Below are 20,007 nucleotides of genomic sequence, written 5' to 3' on the forward strand. Positions count from 1 at the left end.
ACTGAGAAGTCAATAATATAAAAAAGGAGCTGAGTTTTTGCTTTACCAAAAACTGAAAATGGGCTGGTTGTTCAATATCCGAAAGGACGTATTGGCTGGATTAACGGTCGCTTTTGCCCTCATTCCTGAAGCGATTGCCTTCTCTATCCTAGCTGGCGTAGATCCAATGGTTGGCTTATACGCCTCCTTTTGTATTGCAGTGACGATCTCGATCGTTGGCGGGCGAATGGGTATGATTTCTGCTGCGACTGGGGCAATGTCATCCCTCATGGGACCGATTATAGCCAAGTACGGGATCGAGTATTTATTCGCTGCTTCCATCCTAACGGGAGTCATTCAATATTTGATGGGGGTATTGAAGTTCGGGAAGTTTATCACCTTTATCCCGCATTCGGTGGTTACTGGATTCGTAAACGCGCTCGCCATTATTATTTTCATGGCTCAACTGCCCAACTTTCATAGTGCAAATTGGCAAATGTATGCGATGGTTGCGGGCACACTAGCAATTGTATACCTACTTCCACTCCTTACAAAAGCCGTTCCATCAGCCCTTGTTGCCATTATCGTTATGACGATTATCTCTATAACCATGCATTTGGATCTTCGTACTGTTGGTGACATGGGACAGATTACACAAGCCTTACCCTTCTTCCATATTCCAGATATTCAATTATCGTTACAAGCCATCTGGAGCATCCTGCCCTTCTCTCTTGCTCTGGCAGTAGTAGGGATGACTGAGACTCTAATGACAGCGACGATTGTTGATGAAATGACCGAAACCAAAAGCGATAAAAATAAAGAAGTCAGAGGCCAAGGGATTGCCAATGTTGTATCCGGATTCTTTGGTGGCATGGCTGGCTGTGCCATGATCGGTCAAACCGTTATTAATGTGAAATCGGGCGGCAGATCTCGCCTATCTACCTTTGTAGCAGGGGTGTTTCTTCTTTTCTTAATCTTAGTATTAGGAAATGTCGTGAAACAAATACCTATGGCTGCACTCGTTGGAGTGATGTTCATGGTTTCCATCGGTACATTTGATTGGGATTCCTTACGAACACTTGCTAAAATCCGCGCAGCGATGCACTTGTCATGGTCGTGACGGTTGCGATTGTTGTTACAACTTCTGACCTTGCGATTGGAGTAGTATCAGGTGTAATTCTAAGTGCTCTTATCTATGGCTGGAGATCAGCAAGAATAAAGGCGCATCATGATGTCGAAAAGAACGGAACAAAAGTTTATCGCATTTCCGGACAGCTCTTTTTTGGCACCATGGCCCACTTTATCGATCTGTTTGATTATAAGAATGACCCGGAAACTGTCATGATTGATTTTAGTTCCTCTCACGTTTGGGATCATTCAGCTGTAACAGCCATTGCGAAGGCAGTGTTAAAGTATCAACAACTCGATAAAAAGGTAACCATTGTCGGGTTAAATGAAGAAAGTAAAAGACTGGTGGACCAAGTTGGACTCGCTGCTCCTTCCGGACATTAAAATAATCCCACTAAGTGGAGTCAAGGCTGCATAGCTGATCAGGTACTCTCTGCGGGAGCTCCTAACAAAAAGAAGCATGTTGGCTGCGGCCGACGCGCTTCTTTTTTAAACCAAGAAAAAGAGTCGATTTCTCGACTCAGTGAGCAGACTTTTTGTGAATGATCATGGACTTAAGGTTGGTAAAGAGAGAGATCAGCTTTGATTGTTTGGCTCTTAACTCTAAGAGGAGTTCTTGTTTCGTTTCTTTCCTTGATGCATCCCAAATCTCAAGCGCATGCTTGCGGTACTTTGTATCATTCATAGGAAAGTCCCTCCTGACATTTTCAGATGAAAACGCTTACCGAGTTATTTTAATTATATGATTATTCTGACCATTCGGCAACCAAACATACCATCTTTTTCATCGAACGGGTATCAAAGTTAGGTCAAATCGCTCACTCATTCGAGTTTAGCTTCAAACAGTAGACGGGTTCATCGTGAAATCCTTTTTCAATTTCTCCAGTCGGTTTGAATCCCATCTTCTCATAGGTACGAATGGCCCTTTCGTTGTTATGGATGACCGATAAATAAATTTCTTTGCATTCGTACAAGTCAACCATTGTATCAATAATGGCTTGGAGAATCGCCTTTCCATACCCTTTTCCTTGATACGGATGCCCCAGCATCACGCTGATCAATTCATAGCGTTCATGTTCTTTTCTATACCCGAAGCTTGCAAATCCGATTAAGGTGCCACCATCATAAATTGCTCTTGCAGTAAAACCATACACATGACAAACTCCAAGAAAGAAAACATTAGAGCCCACCCATCTTTCGAAAATTTGGATTCTCGTCTCTTGAACTTCGTCTGACTTTAACTGAATGAGATCCCAAAAATTATCTTCTGTAACCTCGGCTAGAATAATATTCATTTTAGTCCTCCAATATCGTTTTGTGAAATGAAACATCGTTTGATTTCATGTTATCAAATCACAACTGCGATCCACAGAGGTATCTTCGTTATACACAATTATTCCGCTACCCTACCCTCGTGCGCTTCTCCAAGTAATAATTTCGCAACAAAATAAAAACAGAAATATTTAGACTGACAGTAATCAAATAAACCATGTAAGAATACCAAAATTTCCAGTTATAGTAGGTATATAAATCGAAATACTCTGCTGAAATCCATTCTAGGCCCACAAGGAACAAAGAGGATAGCACGATAAATACGGCGGTTCCCCACTTTTTAAAATAAGATGGATACCCATTAGAGTATATACTTAATACGATGAGCATGGTCATTGGGTATACAAATAAATGAAGAATAAAATCGAAGAGCTCCCCACTATTTCGATCTAATGTATCGTACAAATTAAGCGGGTTTCCTGCAAGAAAGTAATCTCCCATTACAGTTAAATAAATGTTGAAGGTATATAGAAAATAAAACATAGAAGGTTCCATTCTCCTGGGAATCAGCTTTAATAAACTAGCCATCAAAAGAAAAATGACAATCGTGTAGATTTCATTCGTATCAAATCGAACAGGCAGCAACGGCTTGATCCAATTCATGCGTGAATTCCTTCTCGGTATCGGATTTTTCTATAAATGCGCACACTTAGTATCATCAACATGATTATCAAGACATCAAAAATGATGGTGTAAATCCTATAACTGGTTTGTTGAATGATTGCACCGATCCACTTATTGACATACTCTAACCCCATATTGATACAAATCCAAAGACAACTACCTATTACAAATTGTAAGAACTTATGCAGAAATAAGAAGCTAATGACCCATACTAATAAAGCTGGGATGATAAAACTGTACTCCATTTGTAAAATGAGAAGCCCCTCAACTCCTCTTGCAATCTGGAAGAATAGATAAACGGATTCAGTTACCCGGAAATAAATGATCATAAAGATCGATGCGAACATAAAGAACATGATGATTTCTAAAGCCGAGAAATATTTCACTAGAAAGATTAAAGATACGGTTGTAATGGCGGAAAGGCAGGCTAATATCAATATTGGAAACATCATGATGATCCTCACCACCTGTCAACGAAATGGTCAAACGTATCTTTTGCCAATCCATTTGGTTTTATTCTCCTTCAAGTGCTTACCGTTGCATCACCATAACACCTATTGGTCATACTAGATCTTATCCGCTAAGGGAGTTTGATATATCATGGTTGCGTGTACGTACTCGATCCTTTGGATCCTAACAGCCATTCGATTCGCAGATCGCAATTGGAGGCCTTATTATCCAACCATGCTTTTTGCAGCGCTATCTAATGCTCTTTATGAAATCATTTGTTATCGATACCAGCTATGGCAAATGGAACCCAACGGTTTACCCGTTGCAATGATTCCCATGCTTCTCCTTATATTGATTGGCATGCCGTTATCTACCTGGGTGTACCTATCTAACTATCCCACCCAAACAGGTTTCTTTAAGCAAGGAAGCTACATTGCTTTTTTCACACTTATATTTGTGCTTTTGGAATTGATTTCGGTCCAATTGGGCTCGATCACCTATCATAACGGATGGAATCTATGTTGGTCTTTCGTTTTCGATCTTATTATGTTTATTATGTTGAGGGTTCATCATCGGCATCCATTAGTCGGCCTTGTGTTCTCTGTGATTTATACAGGACTATTGTTGATCCTTTTTGATGTTTCCTTTGATAAAATGAAATGAAAAAAGGGTTCACTTATTAGAAAATTCTAATAGGTGAGCCCTTTTTCGTCGGTGCTAAGGAGCCATGTGGTTAGGAGGTCAGCTGGGCACCCTGGTTGATGTAACAGACCTATGCATGCTACTCTCATGTGTTGTGTTTCTTCAAACGAATAATTGAAAAACTACATCTCCTTATTAACCAACCTACTCCCAGCAATGATAAAGGAACTACAGGATAAAAATATCGAGATGTTGGGGCGAAAGGCAGATATACAAGAATACTAATTCCTATAAGAATACCAACCCATACGATCCTCCTGTCATTTTTCCATTCAACAAATAAGGAAAGCAACCAACTAAGCAGTCCCATAATAACAATAATTCTATGCAGACGAATCAATATAAGATTGTGGATACCTAAAAAACCAGAATAGATATCTTTCAAAAGTATCCATATCTTGCCTACTGTATACCATTTCATATAAAGTAACGGCTCGTTTTGAAAGCCTTCTTTTATTCTTTCCATGGCCATTCTTTTCATAACTGCAGGGTCATTACTTACATCTATAGGTGGATTTTCGTTATAAGGAAACGTCCCCCAAAGTAATGGGTTCCCAGCTTGTTCTGCCAACCAAACCCATTTATGCAAAATAAATAAATTCCGTATCCACCAAGGAAGCATTATAGTTATGAAACCAGTGAGTATAAGAAGACCACTTTGTAAAACAACACGTTTTTTTACAAAAAATACTATTAAGCATGTTAAAAATAAGCCAAGGAATGGCACGATAGCAGGTCGAATCAATACAACGACTCCGAAAATCAGACCAAGAGTCAGTGATTGTAACTTAGTTGGTAAGTCATTATCTAAGTACCGAACCAATAGTAAAACAAATAATAGAAAAAAAGCACCATAGAGGGTCTCAGTCAACAAATAACTTGGAGCCAAAATAAATGAAGGATGCAAATAGTAAAGTATTAACAAGATACAGGATATTGGAAAGCTTCGGAGTAGTTTCAAAGAAATCAAGTAAAGAAATATTCCGGTAACAGCATCCATCACAAGCTGGGTTAACTGAATCTCTTTTATTGGTGGCTCTACTCCATATCCAAATATAAGGTAGCAAGCTGCCAAAAATAAAGGATAACCAGGAGTAGTAAAAGCATTAGGTTCAGTTGAGTATGCATAAGGTGCATATCCGTAAATTCCTTTCTCGATCAACTGTCTTGCTGCCAAATCGTAGCCTACTTCATCACCAGCTAAGCGAACCTGCATTTGTTGAAAAAAATCCTCCTTATTCCAGTCAATAAAATAAAAACGTAACCATACTCCAATTCCTACAATTAAGATAAATGTAACACATTTTATTAACAATACTTGTGAAGATCGATTCATTAGATCCTCTCCCTACTGAAAATCAGTTTTAGTTATTCTCAGTATCTTCCAAAACGGTGGACATTATTCTACTTCCCTTAATCGATCAAGTTAAATCCAACAATTATTTCTTCGAATTGCGCATAACAAGTAAACTTGGTGGGAAACTGAAAACGATTAACGAATCAAATTATTCTAAAACCCCCAAGGAGGATCAGAAATTGAAGTGGAAACCAATCTTATTGTCGTTTATGATAATTACAACCTTGTTTGAAATTGCTCCGGATAAGACATCAGCACATGTTACTCCAAATAATGAAGTATCCATAGAATTTCAAGCAGATAAAAAACTGTTTAATGATTACGGAATTAGTGATTCTGACATTATAAAACTTGGTAGTTTTGCAGAGATACTTCAGAATTTCATTCAAAATGAGCATATTTCAAAAGAAAATGCAGTCCAAATAAAAGAAGATTATTTAAAACCAATTACCAGTAAAACCAGACGATATAACGTTCAAAGTGGTATGGTTATTACGGAAACGGAGCTTTCCCAGGAAGTGGAGCAGAAGAAAAATATTATAAGGATAAAAAGATGACACGAGGACTGGCACCTGATATGAGGGCCGGATTTACCTGCTCAAAACCACAGAGCTGGAACGAAGGGTATCATTATATTGTTGAATCAAAATACGGCTATAATAAAGCAAGTGGAAAAATAATTCTCCCGTGGGGAGTGGCTTTTACACACACGGCGATAAACTTAGAAGGAAAGCGCGTACAGAATGAAGTACCTTATATCATGTTTGGTATATACACAACAACGCATGGAGTTGATGCTGGGGTATTCTATGATTCTGGTCCTTCTAGAGAATCAACTGGTACTGCTGGGTATTATATTTTCCTTCAAGGAGGTCCGGATGTCGGTTTTTTGGCTGGCAGTGTTCGTGTTCCTACAGGGTATCCACTCTCCCTAGTTGTGATTGAACAAAATAATGCAGTTGACATCACCGTGTTTCAAAGAACAACTACTGAGTTCAAGCAAGTCGCTCACGAAAATTGGACTATCCCGACTACTTACCGTTTTACAGCAAGTGGGGGTAATACACGACTAACAAGAGAAACAAGCTTTGCACAACATTGCGGTGGTGAGTCAGATTCGTATATGTTAGGCACTACCTGGGAAGAAATCTACTTGTACAACAACTCCGGTTATTCTTTATGGACACCTACGTTAACATTAACTCAAACTTGGAAATTAGGTAATACAGCGGTCACAGAAGCTGCTGCTGCAGATTATGCTAAAAAGTACAATTACGCAGCATTTTATAATGATCAAGAGGATATTGATTACAGACCCGATTAAATATAATGATGCTTCAGCCTCTTACAGCGGTAGCCTTTGACTTGGAGATAAAGTCTAAGAATACCGCTGTTTTGTTAATTAATAACTCAAAGACAACTATCACATTAATCCCGGCATCTGTTATCTGATAATCACGGTCTAGATGCTTGCTTGAGAATCACACATTTGTCATCAATAGATTTCATTTGTTATATTGCGTAGTAAACTACGAGGACTTTGCTGAGAAATGTAGTAGCCTGCCTGAATACCTGTTGAATAACAGCTTTATCGTATTTGGATTTATAGCTCAATGGTTTGGAGAACACCAGGTCACAATCTTAAAAAAACAGTTCGATTTAATCATCGGAAACTAGTTTCATGCTTGGGAGTACGATTTACAAACCTTTGGACAATACAAGCGAACACATAATCTCAAGCAAACATCTGCTTCATAAAAGTAATCCATTCCCGCGCCGCGAAAGATAAATAACCATTCCGCCGCCAAATCATAGCCAGATGCCATGGTATCACCGGCTGGGTCAACGGAATGACACGCAGACGCTTGGGGTCCAATTCCTTGCAAACCGCTTCCGGCAGCAGCGCGATCCCCATGTTAGCCCCCACCATTTCACAAATAAAATCCCACTGTGTGCTCTTATATACCACATTCGGATAAAACCCTTGCTCCTCACAAGCTGCAAGTATTCGGTCATGCAAGGCAAATTCTTCATGGAACAGAAGAAACGGCTCATCTTTCAGCTCAGTGAGCGCGGCCTCTTCTCGCGCAGCCATCCAATGTGAGGAAGAGACGACTAACATCAAGCGCTGCCTGACAATACAAAAAGACTCGAACAGTTCCTCATTGGTAGGCAGCAGGATGACGCCGATATCAAGCTCACCGGAGCCGACTTCGGCCTCCACTCTTTTGGCTCCGTGCTCGACAAGCTGCAACGAGATCTTTGGATACTGTTCGTGAAACTTCCCGATAATTTGAGGAAAGAAGCTCACCCCCACCATTGGAGGCAGTCCAATGCGGACACGGCCGATCTTGGCCTGCATTAATTCATCAAGACGCGATGTCATATTTTCAAAGGATTGCACCATCTGTTGAGCTTCCGCAAACAAAATGGAGCCTGCATCCGTTAGAACGATTTTTTTACTACCGGTGCGTTCGAATAGAACAACTCCCAGCTCGTCTTCGATCGATTTGATGGTTTTACTTATGGTTGGTTGCGTAATGAAGAGTGCCTGCGCAGCTTTTGGTAAAGCTTTGGGTACGGACCACTTCCAAAAAGTACTGTAAATGACGTATATCCACTCGTCATCCTCCTTTTTTCTTTCCATAGAGAAATGGAATGAAAATCATTCTGTATATGTATTTTACCTATGAAAGAAGCTGCAGTACACTTTCTTTTGAAGGGAAAGGGGATCGTGACCGTGCATACTTGTTTCAGAATGTTTGCTCAAATCTTCGTATTCATTGTAATGTCTTGGATCATGAACAAGCTTGTTCTCTGGCTTCATATCCCAGTGCCCGGCAGTATTCTCGGTATGATTCTTGTGTTTTTGCTGCTTCAAATGAGGGTGGTCCCTCGCAGCTTTCTGGAGGCAGGCTCCAATCGGCTTATTTCGACGATGCTGTTGTTCTTTATACCACCGGCTGTCGGTATCGTTTCTTATGGACAGCTGCTGATTAGTAAGGGTCTCCAGATTGTTCTTGTCATTATGCTTGGAACCATGATCGTTATGATAAGCAGTGGACTTATCGCCCAAGGCATTGCAAAATGGAAGGAGACTTCTCAACCATGATCATGGCAGCAGCAAGCCTTGTTGTGACGGTGTTCATCTATATGGGAGCAAATTGGCTTTATCGGTATAAACCGATTCTGATTCTGTCTCCATTACTTCTTACACCAACAGTTTTGGTTATCCTATTACTTGCTACTCATACCCAATATAACACCTATAATTCAGGTGCTCACTGGCTCTCCGATATGCTGCAGCCGGCTACAATCGCACTAGCCATCCCCTTATCAAAGCACTTTGAGCTTGTCAAAAAGCATGCTGCCGAAATCTTGATCAGTGTGCTGACGGGATCCGCCGTTGCCGTCGCTTCGTCGCTTTGGCTTGCCAAAGAACTGCGATTGGATCCGAACCTCATCTATAGTCTGATTCCGCATTCAGCGACAACGCCCATTGCTATGGCCGTTTCGCAGTCCATTGGCGGCGTACCCACCATTACAGCGGTTGCTGTGATGATTACAGGCATCTTCGGTTCCTTGATTGGACCTTCCATAATTAGAATGTGCAACATCCGAAACGATGTGGCCCGAGGGGTGCTGCTTGGCACGAGCGCGCACGGAGCCGGGACTTCCAAGGCATTCGAATTTAGCAGTATAACGGGAACCGTATCAAGCATTTCAATGATCCTTGCAGCTGTCTTGACGTTGTTTATTACACCTTGGATTCTAGCCGTATGCTTTTAATTGAACAAGAAGGGGTCTTACATGTGCTCAAACATTCGAGGGTGACAACCGTCCTGCTCATCACCTTTTTGGTCCTTGTCTGGGGGGTTAACTGGCCCTTATCCAAATATGCGTTAGCTTATATGCCCCCTATACTATTCTCAGGAACCAGAACCTTGTTAGGAGGCTTCCTGCTGCTGTTCATCGCCATTCCAAGAATTAGAAAACTTCGATTCAAACAAACATGGAGCATTTATCTGATATCCGCGGTCGTCAATGTCATGTTCTATTACGGCTTACAAACGATCGGACTTAACTATTTGCCTTCAGGCTTATTCTCGGCTATAGTCTTCCTTCAGCCTGTGCTAGTCGGCATTTTTTCGTGGATGTGGCTTGGAGAATCGATGAACGGGTTGAAAATTATCGGACTTATTCTGGGGTTCGCTGGAGTCGGCATTATTTGCTTAGGCTCAGGAGGCCTTTCCGGCCATATTTCTGTTGCGGGGATAGCCCTTGCCCTGGGATCGGCGCTGAGCTGGGCGTTAGGCACCATTTACGTAAAAAAAATAGGGCCTCGTGTAGACCCTATCTGGCTGGTAACGCTCCAATTATTAGTTGGCGGATTGCTGATGACTGTTCTCGGGTCTCAAGTAGAAAGCTGGTCTGAGGTCTTGTGGAAGCCTGCTTTTATCTGGAGCTTATTGTTTATTTCCATATTTGTCATTGCCATCGGCTGGATTGTCTTTTACAGGCTTATCGATGCCGGTGAAGCAAGTAAAGTTGCTTCTTATACGTTTCTGATTCCGTTAATCGCAATTTTCACGGGAACGCTTTTTTATCACGAACCGTTTTCCGTTTCGCTTTTCGCGGGTCTCGTGTTGATTCTGCTTAGCATCGTTTTTGTGAACCGAAAGTCTGCCCGCGGTGTAAGAAGTGTTAGGAAATGACCAGCCGGCTTGGATCCGAGATGCCGCTCATGAACGAAACGTATCGGCGGCATTCATCGGATTCCATCCATCTTCCCCCGCCAATACCCGATGGGTGTCATAGGCCTCCGCCACCTGCTCTGTCAGCTGCTCGGACCAAGCAATCCGCTTGCCGCTTACCGCGCCTGGACCTTCGTTCCTATACTCGGCGAACACCAGCTCGGTGACGCTCTCTTGATCGTTCCACGGGTCCCAACCCTCCCGCTTGATATGCTCGCCGAGCCAGCAGTGCAGGAAAGCAACCTTCGCATAGTTCCGCCAAGGGCGTCCCAGTCCGACTGACTCCGCAGGAGCTTCCCCTGTCAATCTGCAGCCGACAAATACATAGCCATACGCCGCCTCTTGCGGCGTTGATGCTGCCGTCACCCACCCCATGCCTGTGGACACAATCTCACAATTCAGAAACACCGCTGTCGCGGAACCGAATATAAAATCAATATCGCCCTCGATATAACATCGCTCATAGAATTGCCGTACAAGACGCCGCGGCAGCCCTTCCCGCGGTCCGCCGAAGGTGGCGCGGTCTCTCGGCTTGGGCGGCAGCGGCCCCGTGAACAGCGTATCCTGATGGCCGAGGAACCGGCAATCCCGGAAGGAGACGCGGTCCCCATCCACATAGGCAGCCAAGGCCTGCCCAACCTCTTCCCCTTTGCCCGCCGTATTCTCGATGCTCAGTCCTTCGACCGTAATATCGTCTGCGCCGATTAAGAGTGTGTACGAATGGAAGGTATGGTACGGTTCCCCGTCCGGAAATCGTTTCAGCGCATAATCATCATATGTGAGAATCGTCGTTTCAGCAGACTCACCGATCAGGCTGATGCCCGGCTTCTCTAGATGCAGCTTTTCCTTGTAGACACCGCTCTTGATATGTATCACCGTGCGTTCCGTTCTGTCCGCTTCAAGCTGGTCGAGAGCATCCTGAATACGGACATAATCCCCGCTTCCGTCTGCAGCTACAATGATCATGGTTTCATGTCCTTTCTCGACGCCTGGTAGCGATCGAATTGTTTTTGAATTTCTGTAATGACATGGTTGATGCCTGCATCCTTTAATTTGCTTCTGAAGCTGTCCATCGTCGGCGCCCAATCCACGTTGGCATCATAGAGAATCGGCAGATATTCGTTAATAATGACATTGAGTTGGGCGATCTCCGATTTGATCGGCGACAGATCGGGTACAAACCCCAAGGTCGGCGACAACACCGCTTCCTTGTCCCAATTACGCAGCTGCTTGCTGTAAGCAGGTGAAATATATTTGCTGAAGCGCTCGAAGCGAATATCGTTCCAGGTCCAACTGATAGGTGTATACCTCTTCTCAGTCGGTATCCCGTCATAATCAATGGCGCCGTCTGTCGTTACATGGTAATTCACATCTTTCAAACCGTAGGTAAAAAGATCATAATTGTCCTGGCTGGTTCTCAGCCAATTCAGGAAAGCGATCGATTCATTCACATGTTGGCTTGTCGACAAGACGGACAAAATGTTGTCCGCACCGGTGAATAAATATTTCGGTTTTTCCGGATGCAGATAGACGTTCTCCAGCTCCCCGTCCGGGTTCATCGCCTTAAAAGCATCGATCCGTTCTGTCTGCTTCAGAACCACACTCCAGGTAGCAGCGACTTTCCCCGTATTAAAGGCAAGCTCCGGGTTCGGATACCGTGAAGTATCTGAGGGGCCGTAGGGCACGTAGCCCTTCTGCTGCCATTCGTGCATCTTTTGCATAATATCGCGAAAAAAGTCCGACTCATACGTATTTCGCACTTTAAGCTGAGGGTCGGCCGGATCGATGTACACCGGAGCATTGAGATAACCCCCGGCAAAGAAAGCCACATCGCCGTATTCCCTAAGAAGAAACCGCCCTGTATCATAAAAATAAGGCGTCATCGCAGGTTCATTTTTATGTATAGTATCCAAATACAAGTCCATATTCGCGACCGTCTTGATCTCAGGAAGACCATATTTTTTCCGCAAATCTCCTCGGATTTGAACAAAGCTTTGAAACTCCGATATCGGCATCACTCGGGGAATTCCATACATGTGCCCGCCAACTGTCACCCCTTGAAGAGCGTAATCCGGCGTGTTGCTTAGAATCTCCTGCCCATAGTCCTGCAGGGCCGTATCCAGCGGTGCCAGCACCTTCTTGGAGACGAAGTCCGATAAGTTAGAATACGCTGTCAGCACGATATCATAGGACTCGCCGCTAGCCGCACTCAGCCAGACTTTATTCCAATATTGATCATAGGGAATAAATGTAAAATCAAGCTTAAGAGGCAAGCCGTCCTTGGACAGCTTTGCCTCTACAGATTGTATCACTTCCTCTTGATCGGCAGGCTCAGACAAGGGGAACAGCAGCTTGAGCGTCGCGGGCTGAAGAGCTTGCTTCACCTTCGCTGTAGGCGTACCGCCTGATTTGTCCGGCGCATTCGCACCGCCACCTGAGCAAGCGCGAACGGTTATCACGATTCCGGCGGTGATCAGCACGATCAGCCCTGCATAGATCTTCCTTCTCATTGTGTAGTCTCTCCTCAGTGCTCTGTAAGCTGCAGCTCTTTCCCCCTATTCTACGCTAAAACTGAACCCGCCATAGATGGAACATTCGTTCGCTCTACCCGGATTATTACTTACTTGCCGCCAGATAGCGGTCATATTGTGCTTGGCGGCCTTTGACCACGTCTTCAACGCCCATGCTTTTCAGCGTCTTCAAATACGCGTCGAAGGAATCCAGGCTTTCTTTACCGGTTATGAATTTGATATTCATCTCATTCACATAAGTGGTTATGTCGGGCATGACAGTATTTTCTGTGCTTGCTTCCTCAGGCAGAGCGTATACGAACGGGAACGGAGCTTTGATGTATTTCTCCATCTCTTTATCGATCTTCGCGTGCCATGGAGCTACCAATACATCCGTTGCCTCGACAGACTGTTCAATAGGCAGATTCACCGGATTAATGCCGAATTTTTGAATAAAGTCGTTGTCCTTGCCCTTCTCTGTGAATTGCTTTTTGCCGTCCTTCACCTCATAGGTTTGATCTTCCAGCCCCCATGCATAGATTTCCTTCGCTTCATCGCTGCTTGCATAATCCAGGAATTTGAACGCGAGCTCTGGGTCCTTAGCATTTTTCGTTACGCCGAAGATTCCTGTGATCGGGTTACGGCCGATATAGAATTGATCTCCATGAGGTCCCTTGAAAGGCGCTATGCCTTTAATGAGCGGCTTCGACGGATCGTAATCCTTATACAACTTACTGTACACCATGGATGTATACCAACTGAAGTTAAAGGTAGACCCTGTGATGTCTTGGGAGAATTTCGACGTGATCTGATCCGCGGTTACACTTGCAAAATCGGACTCGAGCAGGCCCTCCTTGTACAGTCCGTTCAAATAAGTCAGGTATTCCTTATAGGCAGGCTCATAATACGAATAGTGGACTTTCCCGTCCTTATCGGCGTAGAAGTTGTTGGCCAGATCCAGTCCGAACACAGGACCGAAAGCATTCGCCAGCTGGTTGGACGCTACAGTGAAAGGAATTTCATCTGCTTTGCCGTTGCCGTTAGGGTCGCCGCTCTTGAACTTGCGCAGCATCTCCGTAAACTCATCAAGGGTAGTGGGTTCACTCAGCCCCAGTTTCTCCAGCCATCTTACATTCACCATGAAGGTTGGCATGTAGTTTTTGGTTACGGCCAGCTGCGGCAGGTAGTAAATTTTCCCGTCCGGGGTCGTTAAACTTGCTTTCAGCGCAGGATATTTCTCGAAAAGCTTCTTAATATTCACGCCGTATTTATCAATGTAGTCGTTCAGAGGCTTAAACAAGCCGCCCTGGATATTTTTCATGGTCTGGTCCTGATCCAGCTGATAGATAACATCAGGCAAGTCTGCTCCCGCCGCAAGTCGAGGGCTTATCGCATCTTGATACGTAGACGGGGGCAGCAGCTCCCAGTTGACGTTGATGCCAGCACGTTTGCTAATCTCTTGCACGATCGGAGCTTGGCTCAAATCTACGTTGTTCGTCCAGGCATTCGTTGCCAAAATTTTGAGCGCAGCGTCCTTTTTATCGGTGATGGGACCCGCTCCTGTATAGGTAAAGCTGGAAGCTGCAGCTGTGGCAGGAGCAGCCGAATTCTGCTCTCCCGCAGCAGATGTGCTGGTCGGCGCATTGGAACCGCCTCCGCTTGAGCAGGCAGCCGCCACTAATGTGAATAGAGCGGTAATCAAGGTAACACTCGCGGTTGTTTGTAATGTTTTTCTCATTTGAATAACCCTCCTTGTTTGTATGAAGCTTGGTTCTCTATGCGTAAAGAGTATTGCTACCCTTTCACTGCCCCTAATGTAATTCCGCGTACGAAGTACTTTTGGATGAACGGATAGATCGTAATAATCGGCAAAATGCTAACAACGATGGAGACATAGCGGACCTGCAGCGTCGATACGGCAAGTGCTTTGGCTGCCGTCTCTCCGCCCATCTTCTGCATAATTTCCGGAGAAGCCATGATGAGCACCCTTCGCAAGAAAATCTGCAAAGGCTGAAGTTCCGCATTTCCTAGATACAGCAAGGCATTAAAGAAATCGTTCCAGTGCGCCACTGCATAATACAGAGTCAGAACAGCCAGTGTAGGCTTGGTCAGCGGCACGGCAATTCGGAACAGCATGGTAAAGTCCCTCGCTCCGTCCATTGTAGCGCTTTCAAAAATCTCATTCGGGATGTTCTCAAACGCGGAGCGCAATATCATAACGTTAAAGGTGCTCACCAGCACCGGCAAAATCATGGCCCATCTCGTGTTATACAGACCAAGCTCAGTAATAATCATATAGAGAGGAATGAGCCCTCCGGAGAAATACATCGTAAAAGCAATATAAAAGTTCAGCTTTCTTCGTAAGAAGAATCGCTTTCTCGACAGCGGGTATGCCGCCAAACAGGTGGCTACTAGATTGCATATGGTACCCACTACCGTATACCAGATCGTGTTATAGTAGGACCTCCATAGCTCGGAGTAACCTAGCACCATTTTGTAACCGCTAAAGCTTAGATCTACGGGAAGCAAGGTGACCTGCTTGCTGTCGATCGCCGCCACGGAGCTCATCGAAATGCTGACGACATACACAAACGGATATAGAGTCACAAGTATCGCAATAATGACCACGCTGTACACAAGTACATAGAAGCTTCGATCTGTCCATGGTTTCGACATATATGCCCTCCTCTCTCTGATGCCGCTACCAGAGCGACATATCGTTGACCCGCCGGCTCGCTTGGTTGGCCACATACACGAGGATGAAGCTGATCACCGAATTGAATAATCCCACGGCTGTAGCGAACCCGAAGTTTTGCGATTCAATCCCCTGACGATATACGTAGGTGGATATGACATCGGCGGTTTCGTAGGTTGCCCCGTTGTAAAGCAGATACACCTTTTCAAAGTTGACGCTCATGATGCCCCCAATGGACAGCAGCAGAAGAATCACGATTGTCGGCTTCAAGCTCGGCAGCGTCAGGTGCCACACTTCTTGAAACTTGTTCACCCCGTCGATTTTGCCCGAATCGTACATCTCCTGATCAATTCCCATGATCGCAGCGATGTAAATGATCGAGCTAAAGCCAAAGCTTTGCCAGATTCCAGAAGAAGTAAAAATGGTGCGAAACCATTCGGGAGCCATCATGAAGTTAATTTTCTCCATCCCGAGCGACGTAAGCATTGTATTGACGATGCCGTCTGTCGGCGAAAGGAAATTAATAATCATGCCGGCAATAACGACAGTTGAAATAAAGTGCGGCAGATACGTTACCGTTTGGGCGAAGCCCTTGAATACCCGGTTGCGGAGCTCCACCACACAAATCGCAAACACAATCGGGATCCAGAAGCCAATGACCAGCGGGTAAAAGGCCAGCAGGAAGGTGTTACGCAGCAGTCTCCAGAAGTAGCGGGAGTGCACGAACTGGCTTAACCACTTCAGGCCTACCCAATCCCCTCCAAAAATGCCATGTCCCGGCGTAAAATTTTTAAACGCGATGAGAATACCCGGCATCGGTAAGTAGCAAAAAATCAAGTAGTACAGAAACACCGGAAGGAACATCAGCAGCAGCCATTTATCTCTGCGGATCAGCTTGATCAGCGGTGTTGGTTTATCCCCCATCTTTCCATCTCCTTTCGGTTAGCGCTCCCTCATCTCAAATTTTAGCAAACCCCGTATCACAGCTAAATCCAACATTCTTTCGATATGTATCACTTTTTTACGAACGTTTCTGTAACCACTTGCAACAAACTCAAAAGGCCCAGAGAAGATGTACGCTTCCTGAGCCTTCAGATCTGTTCGTCAAATTTCGCATATTACATGAAATATTGGTAAAAATATCCCCATTAAGGAGGAAACTCTGTATGGACAAACTTGAGATTGCTGAACTCATAGATGCAAACGTCAACCAAATTCATTCGTTAATCCAAGTGAAAGTTAAAATTTGGAAAGAATATGTACTTTTTTCAGATTTGTGGTGGTTCGGTTTCTTTTTGTCGATAGCTCCTTGGATAATCTGGTTTTGGATAAGAAAAAAACAGAGCACCGATCGAATCTTATATGTCGGATTTTTTGTCATGATCATTGCACTGATGCTGGATATACTAGGTGATCAAATGGGCTTCTGGCACTATAGGTATAATGTCATCCCCGTTTTGCCTACCTATTTTCCTTGGGATATGACATTGATGCCAGTAACTGTGATGGTGCTCATCCAAGTGAAACCGAAGGTACATCCTTTCATAAAAGCTATATTTTTTGCACTGGTTAGTTCCTATGTCGCAGAACCATTTATACATTGGTTAAAGATTTATGAACTCTTAAAGTGGAGGTATTTGTACTCCGTTCCGATACAATGTATGATCTATTTGTTCGCTCACTGGCTTAGTACAAGGAATAAGTTCGAGAAAATTATGATTGAAAAGGAACGGCCACACTTATGATATTCCTAAGTAATATGACATTCTTGGTGATAAGTATCCTAACAGGAGTATTAAAAAAATGGAGACTCTATTACCCAACTGTTCTTTACCTATCATTTTGTAATCTGCTTTACTTCTTCCTTTGCGATAAATACCCCACTTGGTCCTATAAAGCTACATTCTTGCACACCAGAAAAAACGTAGAATTACTGAATACGTTGATCATGCTTCCCTGTACGGCAGTACTATATTTGCACTTTATACCTAAAGAAACAAAGAAAAAAATAACCTATTATTTTATTTGGGTGATTGGATTTTCTTGTTTAGAATTTCATTTGGTGGTCTTTTCATCGGATAACCTACGATCGTGGATGGAATATATTGTGTTCGATCTGCTTTTATTTTGTGATGTTTTATATGCTCGAACTTCATCACAAAAATGCTCCAAGAGCATTAATTTTTTCTCTGATCGCAGTTGTCATATTGATTATTCTTTTTAGAATTCCGTTTTGGGAAGATTAAGATACGGTTGGATATTATCCTAACGAAAAAGGTAATATATGCACATATGGAGGAGGTGAACCATGGCAACAGGAAATCAAAAACAATATGCTGCTGAGATTACAAGGGACATTATCGCCTCTTTTCACTCAGAGATCAGTGAGGAAGCTTGTAAGAATGATCAGAGTATCGCCGCAGCCATTAGTCAATCGTATAACAAAATTCACGAAACTGTTCTTGGCTGCTTACATGATGCCGCTATTGATTCCATTGTCCGATCACAGAGCGATCAAATCAACAACCACCACTAGCCTTGGCTAGTGGTTCAGTCTGTCATTTATACGTATACGACATCACCCATATTGCCGCTGCTATAAGAATCATACCCATAAAGGCAGGTGCGGCATGCCCCATCGAGACATAGATTTGACCTCCTATGACAGGCCCAATGATTCTTGCTAAAGCTTGGATAGATTGACTGCCTCCTTGAATTCTCCCTTGCTCACTGGCATCCACGGATTTCGAGATCATCCCCCCCATGGAAGGCCCGAAGATCGAATCGCCAAAACCAAATATGAACATTCCAGCGATAAATAATGGATAAAAGGTGTACATGGCAGATAGCGCAAAAAAGCCGTAGCCTATCATCTCCGAAACCATGCCAATCATGGCAATCTGTGCATCATTACGCTTTTTCAAAAGCTTAGGCATGATGAAACCTTGCGAAAGGATGTCTTGGACGCCCATGATCGAAAACATAAGTCCGATGCGTGCAGGCATCCAATTGAAAGTATCCATGGTGAATTGAGAAAACACAGCCTGTAGAGCTCCATTGGGTATCCAAAGCAGGAATGCGGAAACAAGCAGCCATTTTAAGTTTTTGATGGAGAGAATACGAGCGAGCTGAGTAAATGGATTCAGTCTTCCCAAAGTAATCTCTTTCCGTCTATGATGCTTGCCGAGGCTTTCGGGCATAAAAAAGAAGCCAAAACCAACATTCAATAGAGTGATAATAGCTCCAAAATACAAGGGTACGGAATATCCAAACTTAGCCAGCAACCCGCCTAGAGATGGGCCCAAAATGGTGCCTGCACCTACAACCGCACTCATCCAGCCAAAGTATTTGGTTCTCTGCTCAGGGGGAATAATATCTGCGAAATAGGCGAAGATCGTGCTTATACTGCCGCCAGTAATCCCTTCTATGATTCGCCCGGCAAATAGTACCCAGAGTGCTCCTCCTATACCCATAACGAAGTATCCGATTGCGGAGCCCAAAAGGCATATTAGGAGCAGAGGACGACGGCCATATTTGTCACTCAAAGCCCCAAGCACTGGGGCCGCAAAAAATACACAGACTGCATAAACAGAGGCTAGCAGCGTGACGACAATAGCTTGGTCTCCTGGATTGCTTAGATAAGGCTGCACGAGGAATGGGACGACAGGTCCTAAGATGCTGAAGCCTATTCCGCAAAGAAATACAGACATAAGACCGAACAGTAACGCCTTTGGTTCTACGGTATGATCTGCGCTCTGTTTGTTGCGTAATGAAAATTGAAACACTTACATTCTCCCCTCAAAAACTCGTAATATTGATTCCATGGAAACAAAATAATCGTATCACCATTTTGTTTCCTCGTCAACAAAATTCAGGCAATAAAAATGCAGCCTGTTCTACCTAGAACGCGGCTGCGTGTGGTTTCAATATAACTATCCAAATTTATTCCGACCTCATATCGATATCCAGCTTCTTAATTTCTGCATCCAAATGCCTGCTATACTTGTCCAGGAAGCTAAGCATACTGTCAAATTGCGCTTCGGTCACTTGTTCGAATATAGCTTGATCCCGCTCCCGAAACTCTTTATGCAGTTTCGCATGGACTTGGTCCACTGCTTTTCCTTGCTCGGTTAGCCTAAAATAGATTTCTTTCTTGTTTTCCGGCTTCTGGTAGCTTTCGATCAAGCCTTTCTCGATAAGCTTTTTCGTTATTTTACTTATAGCGCTTCTTGTCATATAAAAAGAGTCGGCAAGCTTGGTTACGTTGGAATCGGCGTGTCTTCCAATGTATTCGATGCAATGCACTTCAGAAGGCTTATGTCCCTTAAGACTCTCTTCCATTTTATACTTATTCAAGTAAACCATTTTGTTAAATAAGTCCCTAAATTGCATGATGACCTGGTCTTCCTTGTTCATGGCCTGTCCTCCAGTCGAGCTTGCTATTTCCATAATAGTAACATAATTATTCTAGGAATA

At 43.8% G+C, this 20,007-nt stretch carries 21 protein-coding genes and 2 pseudogenes; 10 read left to right on the plus strand and 13 right to left on the minus strand.

What is annotated here, in order from left to right:
* Nucleotides 1-58: 58 nt before the first annotated feature.
* Nucleotides 59-1,491: pseudogene (locus L0M14_RS11680) on the plus strand (SulP family inorganic anion transporter).
* Between the two features lie 136 nt (nucleotides 1,492-1,627).
* Here the strand turns inward: L0M14_RS11680 and L0M14_RS11685 are convergent.
* From L0M14_RS11685 to L0M14_RS11700, 4 genes are all read right to left on the minus strand, one after another.
* Nucleotides 1,628-1,792: a hypothetical protein gene (locus tag L0M14_RS11685; protein WP_235122244.1), complete on the minus strand. Its 165-nt coding sequence runs from the start codon at nucleotides 1,790-1,792 to the stop codon at nucleotides 1,628-1,630.
* Between the two features lie 133 nt (nucleotides 1,793-1,925).
* Nucleotides 1,926-2,402 carry a GNAT family N-acetyltransferase gene (locus L0M14_RS11690; RefSeq protein ID WP_235122245.1) on the minus strand — a complete coding sequence of 159 codons (477 nt, stop codon included), beginning with the start codon at nucleotides 2,400-2,402 and terminating at the stop codon, nucleotides 1,926-1,928.
* A 106-nt stretch (nucleotides 2,403-2,508) separates the two neighbouring features.
* Entirely contained in the window at nucleotides 2,509-3,042 is a 534-nt protein-coding gene (locus tag L0M14_RS11695; RefSeq protein WP_235122246.1) for a hypothetical protein, read from the minus strand.
* Between the two features lie 324 nt (nucleotides 3,043-3,366).
* The gene (locus L0M14_RS11700; protein WP_235122247.1) at nucleotides 3,367-3,570 is read right to left on the minus strand and encodes a hypothetical protein; all 204 of its coding nucleotides are present in this window, start codon (nucleotides 3,568-3,570) and stop codon (nucleotides 3,367-3,369) included.
* Between the two features lie 177 nt (nucleotides 3,571-3,747).
* Between L0M14_RS11700 and L0M14_RS31520 the strand changes: the two genes are divergently transcribed.
* Complete coding sequence (locus tag L0M14_RS31520; protein WP_311198900.1) at nucleotides 3,748-4,176, plus strand: CBO0543 family protein; 429 nt, start codon at nucleotides 3,748-3,750, stop codon at nucleotides 4,174-4,176.
* Between the two features lie 124 nt (nucleotides 4,177-4,300).
* Here L0M14_RS31520 and L0M14_RS11705 read toward each other — a convergent pair whose 3' ends face one another.
* Entirely contained in the window at nucleotides 4,301-5,551 is a 1,251-nt protein-coding gene (locus tag L0M14_RS11705) for a hypothetical protein (RefSeq protein ID WP_235122248.1), read from the minus strand.
* 200 nt (nucleotides 5,552-5,751) lie between these two features.
* Here L0M14_RS11705 and L0M14_RS11710 point away from each other — a divergent pair, with 200 nt between their 5' ends.
* Nucleotides 5,752-6,129 carry a hypothetical protein gene (locus tag L0M14_RS11710; protein ID WP_235122249.1) on the plus strand — a complete coding sequence of 126 codons (378 nt, stop codon included), beginning with the start codon at nucleotides 5,752-5,754 and terminating at the stop codon, nucleotides 6,127-6,129.
* Nucleotides 6,126-6,896: a hypothetical protein gene (locus L0M14_RS11715; RefSeq protein WP_235122250.1), complete on the plus strand. Its 771-nt coding sequence runs from the start codon at nucleotides 6,126-6,128 to the stop codon at nucleotides 6,894-6,896. The genes L0M14_RS11710 and L0M14_RS11715 overlap by 4 nt, the downstream gene beginning before the upstream one ends.
* 411 nt (nucleotides 6,897-7,307) lie before the next feature.
* On the opposite strand, the pseudogene cidR reads toward L0M14_RS11715, so the two are convergent.
* A pseudogene (gene cidR / locus L0M14_RS11720) lies at nucleotides 7,308-8,193 on the minus strand (cidABC operon transcriptional activator CidR).
* A gap of 119 nt (nucleotides 8,194-8,312) precedes the next feature.
* Here cidR and L0M14_RS11725 point away from each other — a divergent pair.
* The 3 genes from L0M14_RS11725 to L0M14_RS11735 are packed head-to-tail and all read left to right on the plus strand — an operon-like array spanning nucleotide 8,313 to nucleotide 10,287.
* A complete protein-coding gene (locus L0M14_RS11725) occupies nucleotides 8,313-8,684 on the plus strand; it encodes a CidA/LrgA family protein (RefSeq protein WP_235122251.1) in 372 nt (123 codons plus the stop codon).
* Nucleotides 8,681-9,361, plus strand: coding sequence for an LrgB family protein (locus L0M14_RS11730; RefSeq protein ID WP_235122252.1), 681 nt, complete (start codon nucleotides 8,681-8,683; stop codon nucleotides 9,359-9,361). Before L0M14_RS11725 ends, L0M14_RS11730 begins: the two co-directional genes overlap by 4 nt.
* A gap of 23 nt (nucleotides 9,362-9,384) precedes the next feature.
* Nucleotides 9,385-10,287 (plus strand): DMT family transporter, encoded by a 903-nt coding sequence (locus tag L0M14_RS11735; RefSeq protein WP_235122253.1) that lies wholly within the window; start codon nucleotides 9,385-9,387, stop codon nucleotides 10,285-10,287.
* 27 nt (nucleotides 10,288-10,314) lie between these two features.
* On the opposite strand, the gene L0M14_RS11740 is transcribed toward L0M14_RS11735, so the two are convergent.
* From L0M14_RS11740 to L0M14_RS11760, 5 genes are all read right to left on the minus strand, one after another.
* On the minus strand, nucleotides 10,315-11,292 hold the full coding sequence (locus tag L0M14_RS11740) for a pectinesterase family protein (RefSeq protein WP_235122254.1): 978 nt from the start codon (nucleotides 11,290-11,292) through the stop codon (nucleotides 10,315-10,317).
* Nucleotides 11,289-12,836, minus strand: coding sequence for an ABC transporter substrate-binding protein (locus tag L0M14_RS11745; RefSeq protein ID WP_235122255.1), 1,548 nt, complete (start codon nucleotides 12,834-12,836; stop codon nucleotides 11,289-11,291). Before L0M14_RS11745 ends, L0M14_RS11740 begins: the two co-directional genes overlap by 4 nt.
* Before the next feature lie 106 nt (nucleotides 12,837-12,942).
* Nucleotides 12,943-14,574: an extracellular solute-binding protein gene (locus L0M14_RS11750; RefSeq protein ID WP_235122256.1), complete on the minus strand. Its 1,632-nt coding sequence runs from the start codon at nucleotides 14,572-14,574 to the stop codon at nucleotides 12,943-12,945.
* Nucleotides 14,575-14,630: 56 nt separating this feature from the next.
* Nucleotides 14,631-15,512: a carbohydrate ABC transporter permease gene (locus tag L0M14_RS11755; protein ID WP_235122257.1), complete on the minus strand. Its 882-nt coding sequence runs from the start codon at nucleotides 15,510-15,512 to the stop codon at nucleotides 14,631-14,633.
* 25 nt (nucleotides 15,513-15,537) lie between these two features.
* Complete coding sequence (locus L0M14_RS11760; RefSeq protein WP_235122258.1) at nucleotides 15,538-16,455, minus strand: ABC transporter permease; 918 nt, start codon at nucleotides 16,453-16,455, stop codon at nucleotides 15,538-15,540.
* A 242-nt stretch (nucleotides 16,456-16,697) separates the two neighbouring features.
* Between L0M14_RS11760 and L0M14_RS11765 the strand changes: the two genes are divergently transcribed.
* The 3 genes from L0M14_RS11765 to L0M14_RS11770 all read left to right on the plus strand — a co-directional run bounded on the left by L0M14_RS11765 (nucleotide 16,698) and on the right by L0M14_RS11770 (nucleotide 18,067).
* Entirely contained in the window at nucleotides 16,698-17,276 is a 579-nt protein-coding gene (locus L0M14_RS11765) for a CBO0543 family protein (RefSeq protein WP_235122259.1), read from the plus strand.
* A gap of 14 nt (nucleotides 17,277-17,290) precedes the next feature.
* A complete protein-coding gene (locus tag L0M14_RS31870; protein ID WP_350340511.1) occupies nucleotides 17,291-17,755 on the plus strand; it encodes a CBO0543 family protein in 465 nt (154 codons plus the stop codon).
* A gap of 84 nt (nucleotides 17,756-17,839) precedes the next feature.
* Nucleotides 17,840-18,067 (plus strand): hypothetical protein, encoded by a 228-nt coding sequence (locus L0M14_RS11770; protein WP_235122260.1) that lies wholly within the window; start codon nucleotides 17,840-17,842, stop codon nucleotides 18,065-18,067.
* Nucleotides 18,068-18,089: 22 nt separating this feature from the next.
* Here L0M14_RS11770 and L0M14_RS11775 read toward each other — a convergent pair whose 3' ends face one another.
* Nucleotides 18,090-19,316 (minus strand): MFS transporter, encoded by a 1,227-nt coding sequence (locus L0M14_RS11775; RefSeq protein ID WP_235122261.1) that lies wholly within the window; start codon nucleotides 19,314-19,316, stop codon nucleotides 18,090-18,092.
* A gap of 157 nt (nucleotides 19,317-19,473) precedes the next feature.
* The gene (locus L0M14_RS11780; protein WP_235122262.1) at nucleotides 19,474-19,947 is read right to left on the minus strand and encodes a MarR family transcriptional regulator; all 474 of its coding nucleotides are present in this window, start codon (nucleotides 19,945-19,947) and stop codon (nucleotides 19,474-19,476) included.
* Nucleotides 19,948-20,007: the final 60 nt, after the last annotated feature.

The sequence above is a fragment of the Paenibacillus hexagrammi genome (assembly GCF_021513275.1).
GTDB classification, from domain to species: Bacteria; Bacillota; Bacilli; order Paenibacillales; family NBRC-103111; genus Paenibacillus_E; species Paenibacillus_E hexagrammi.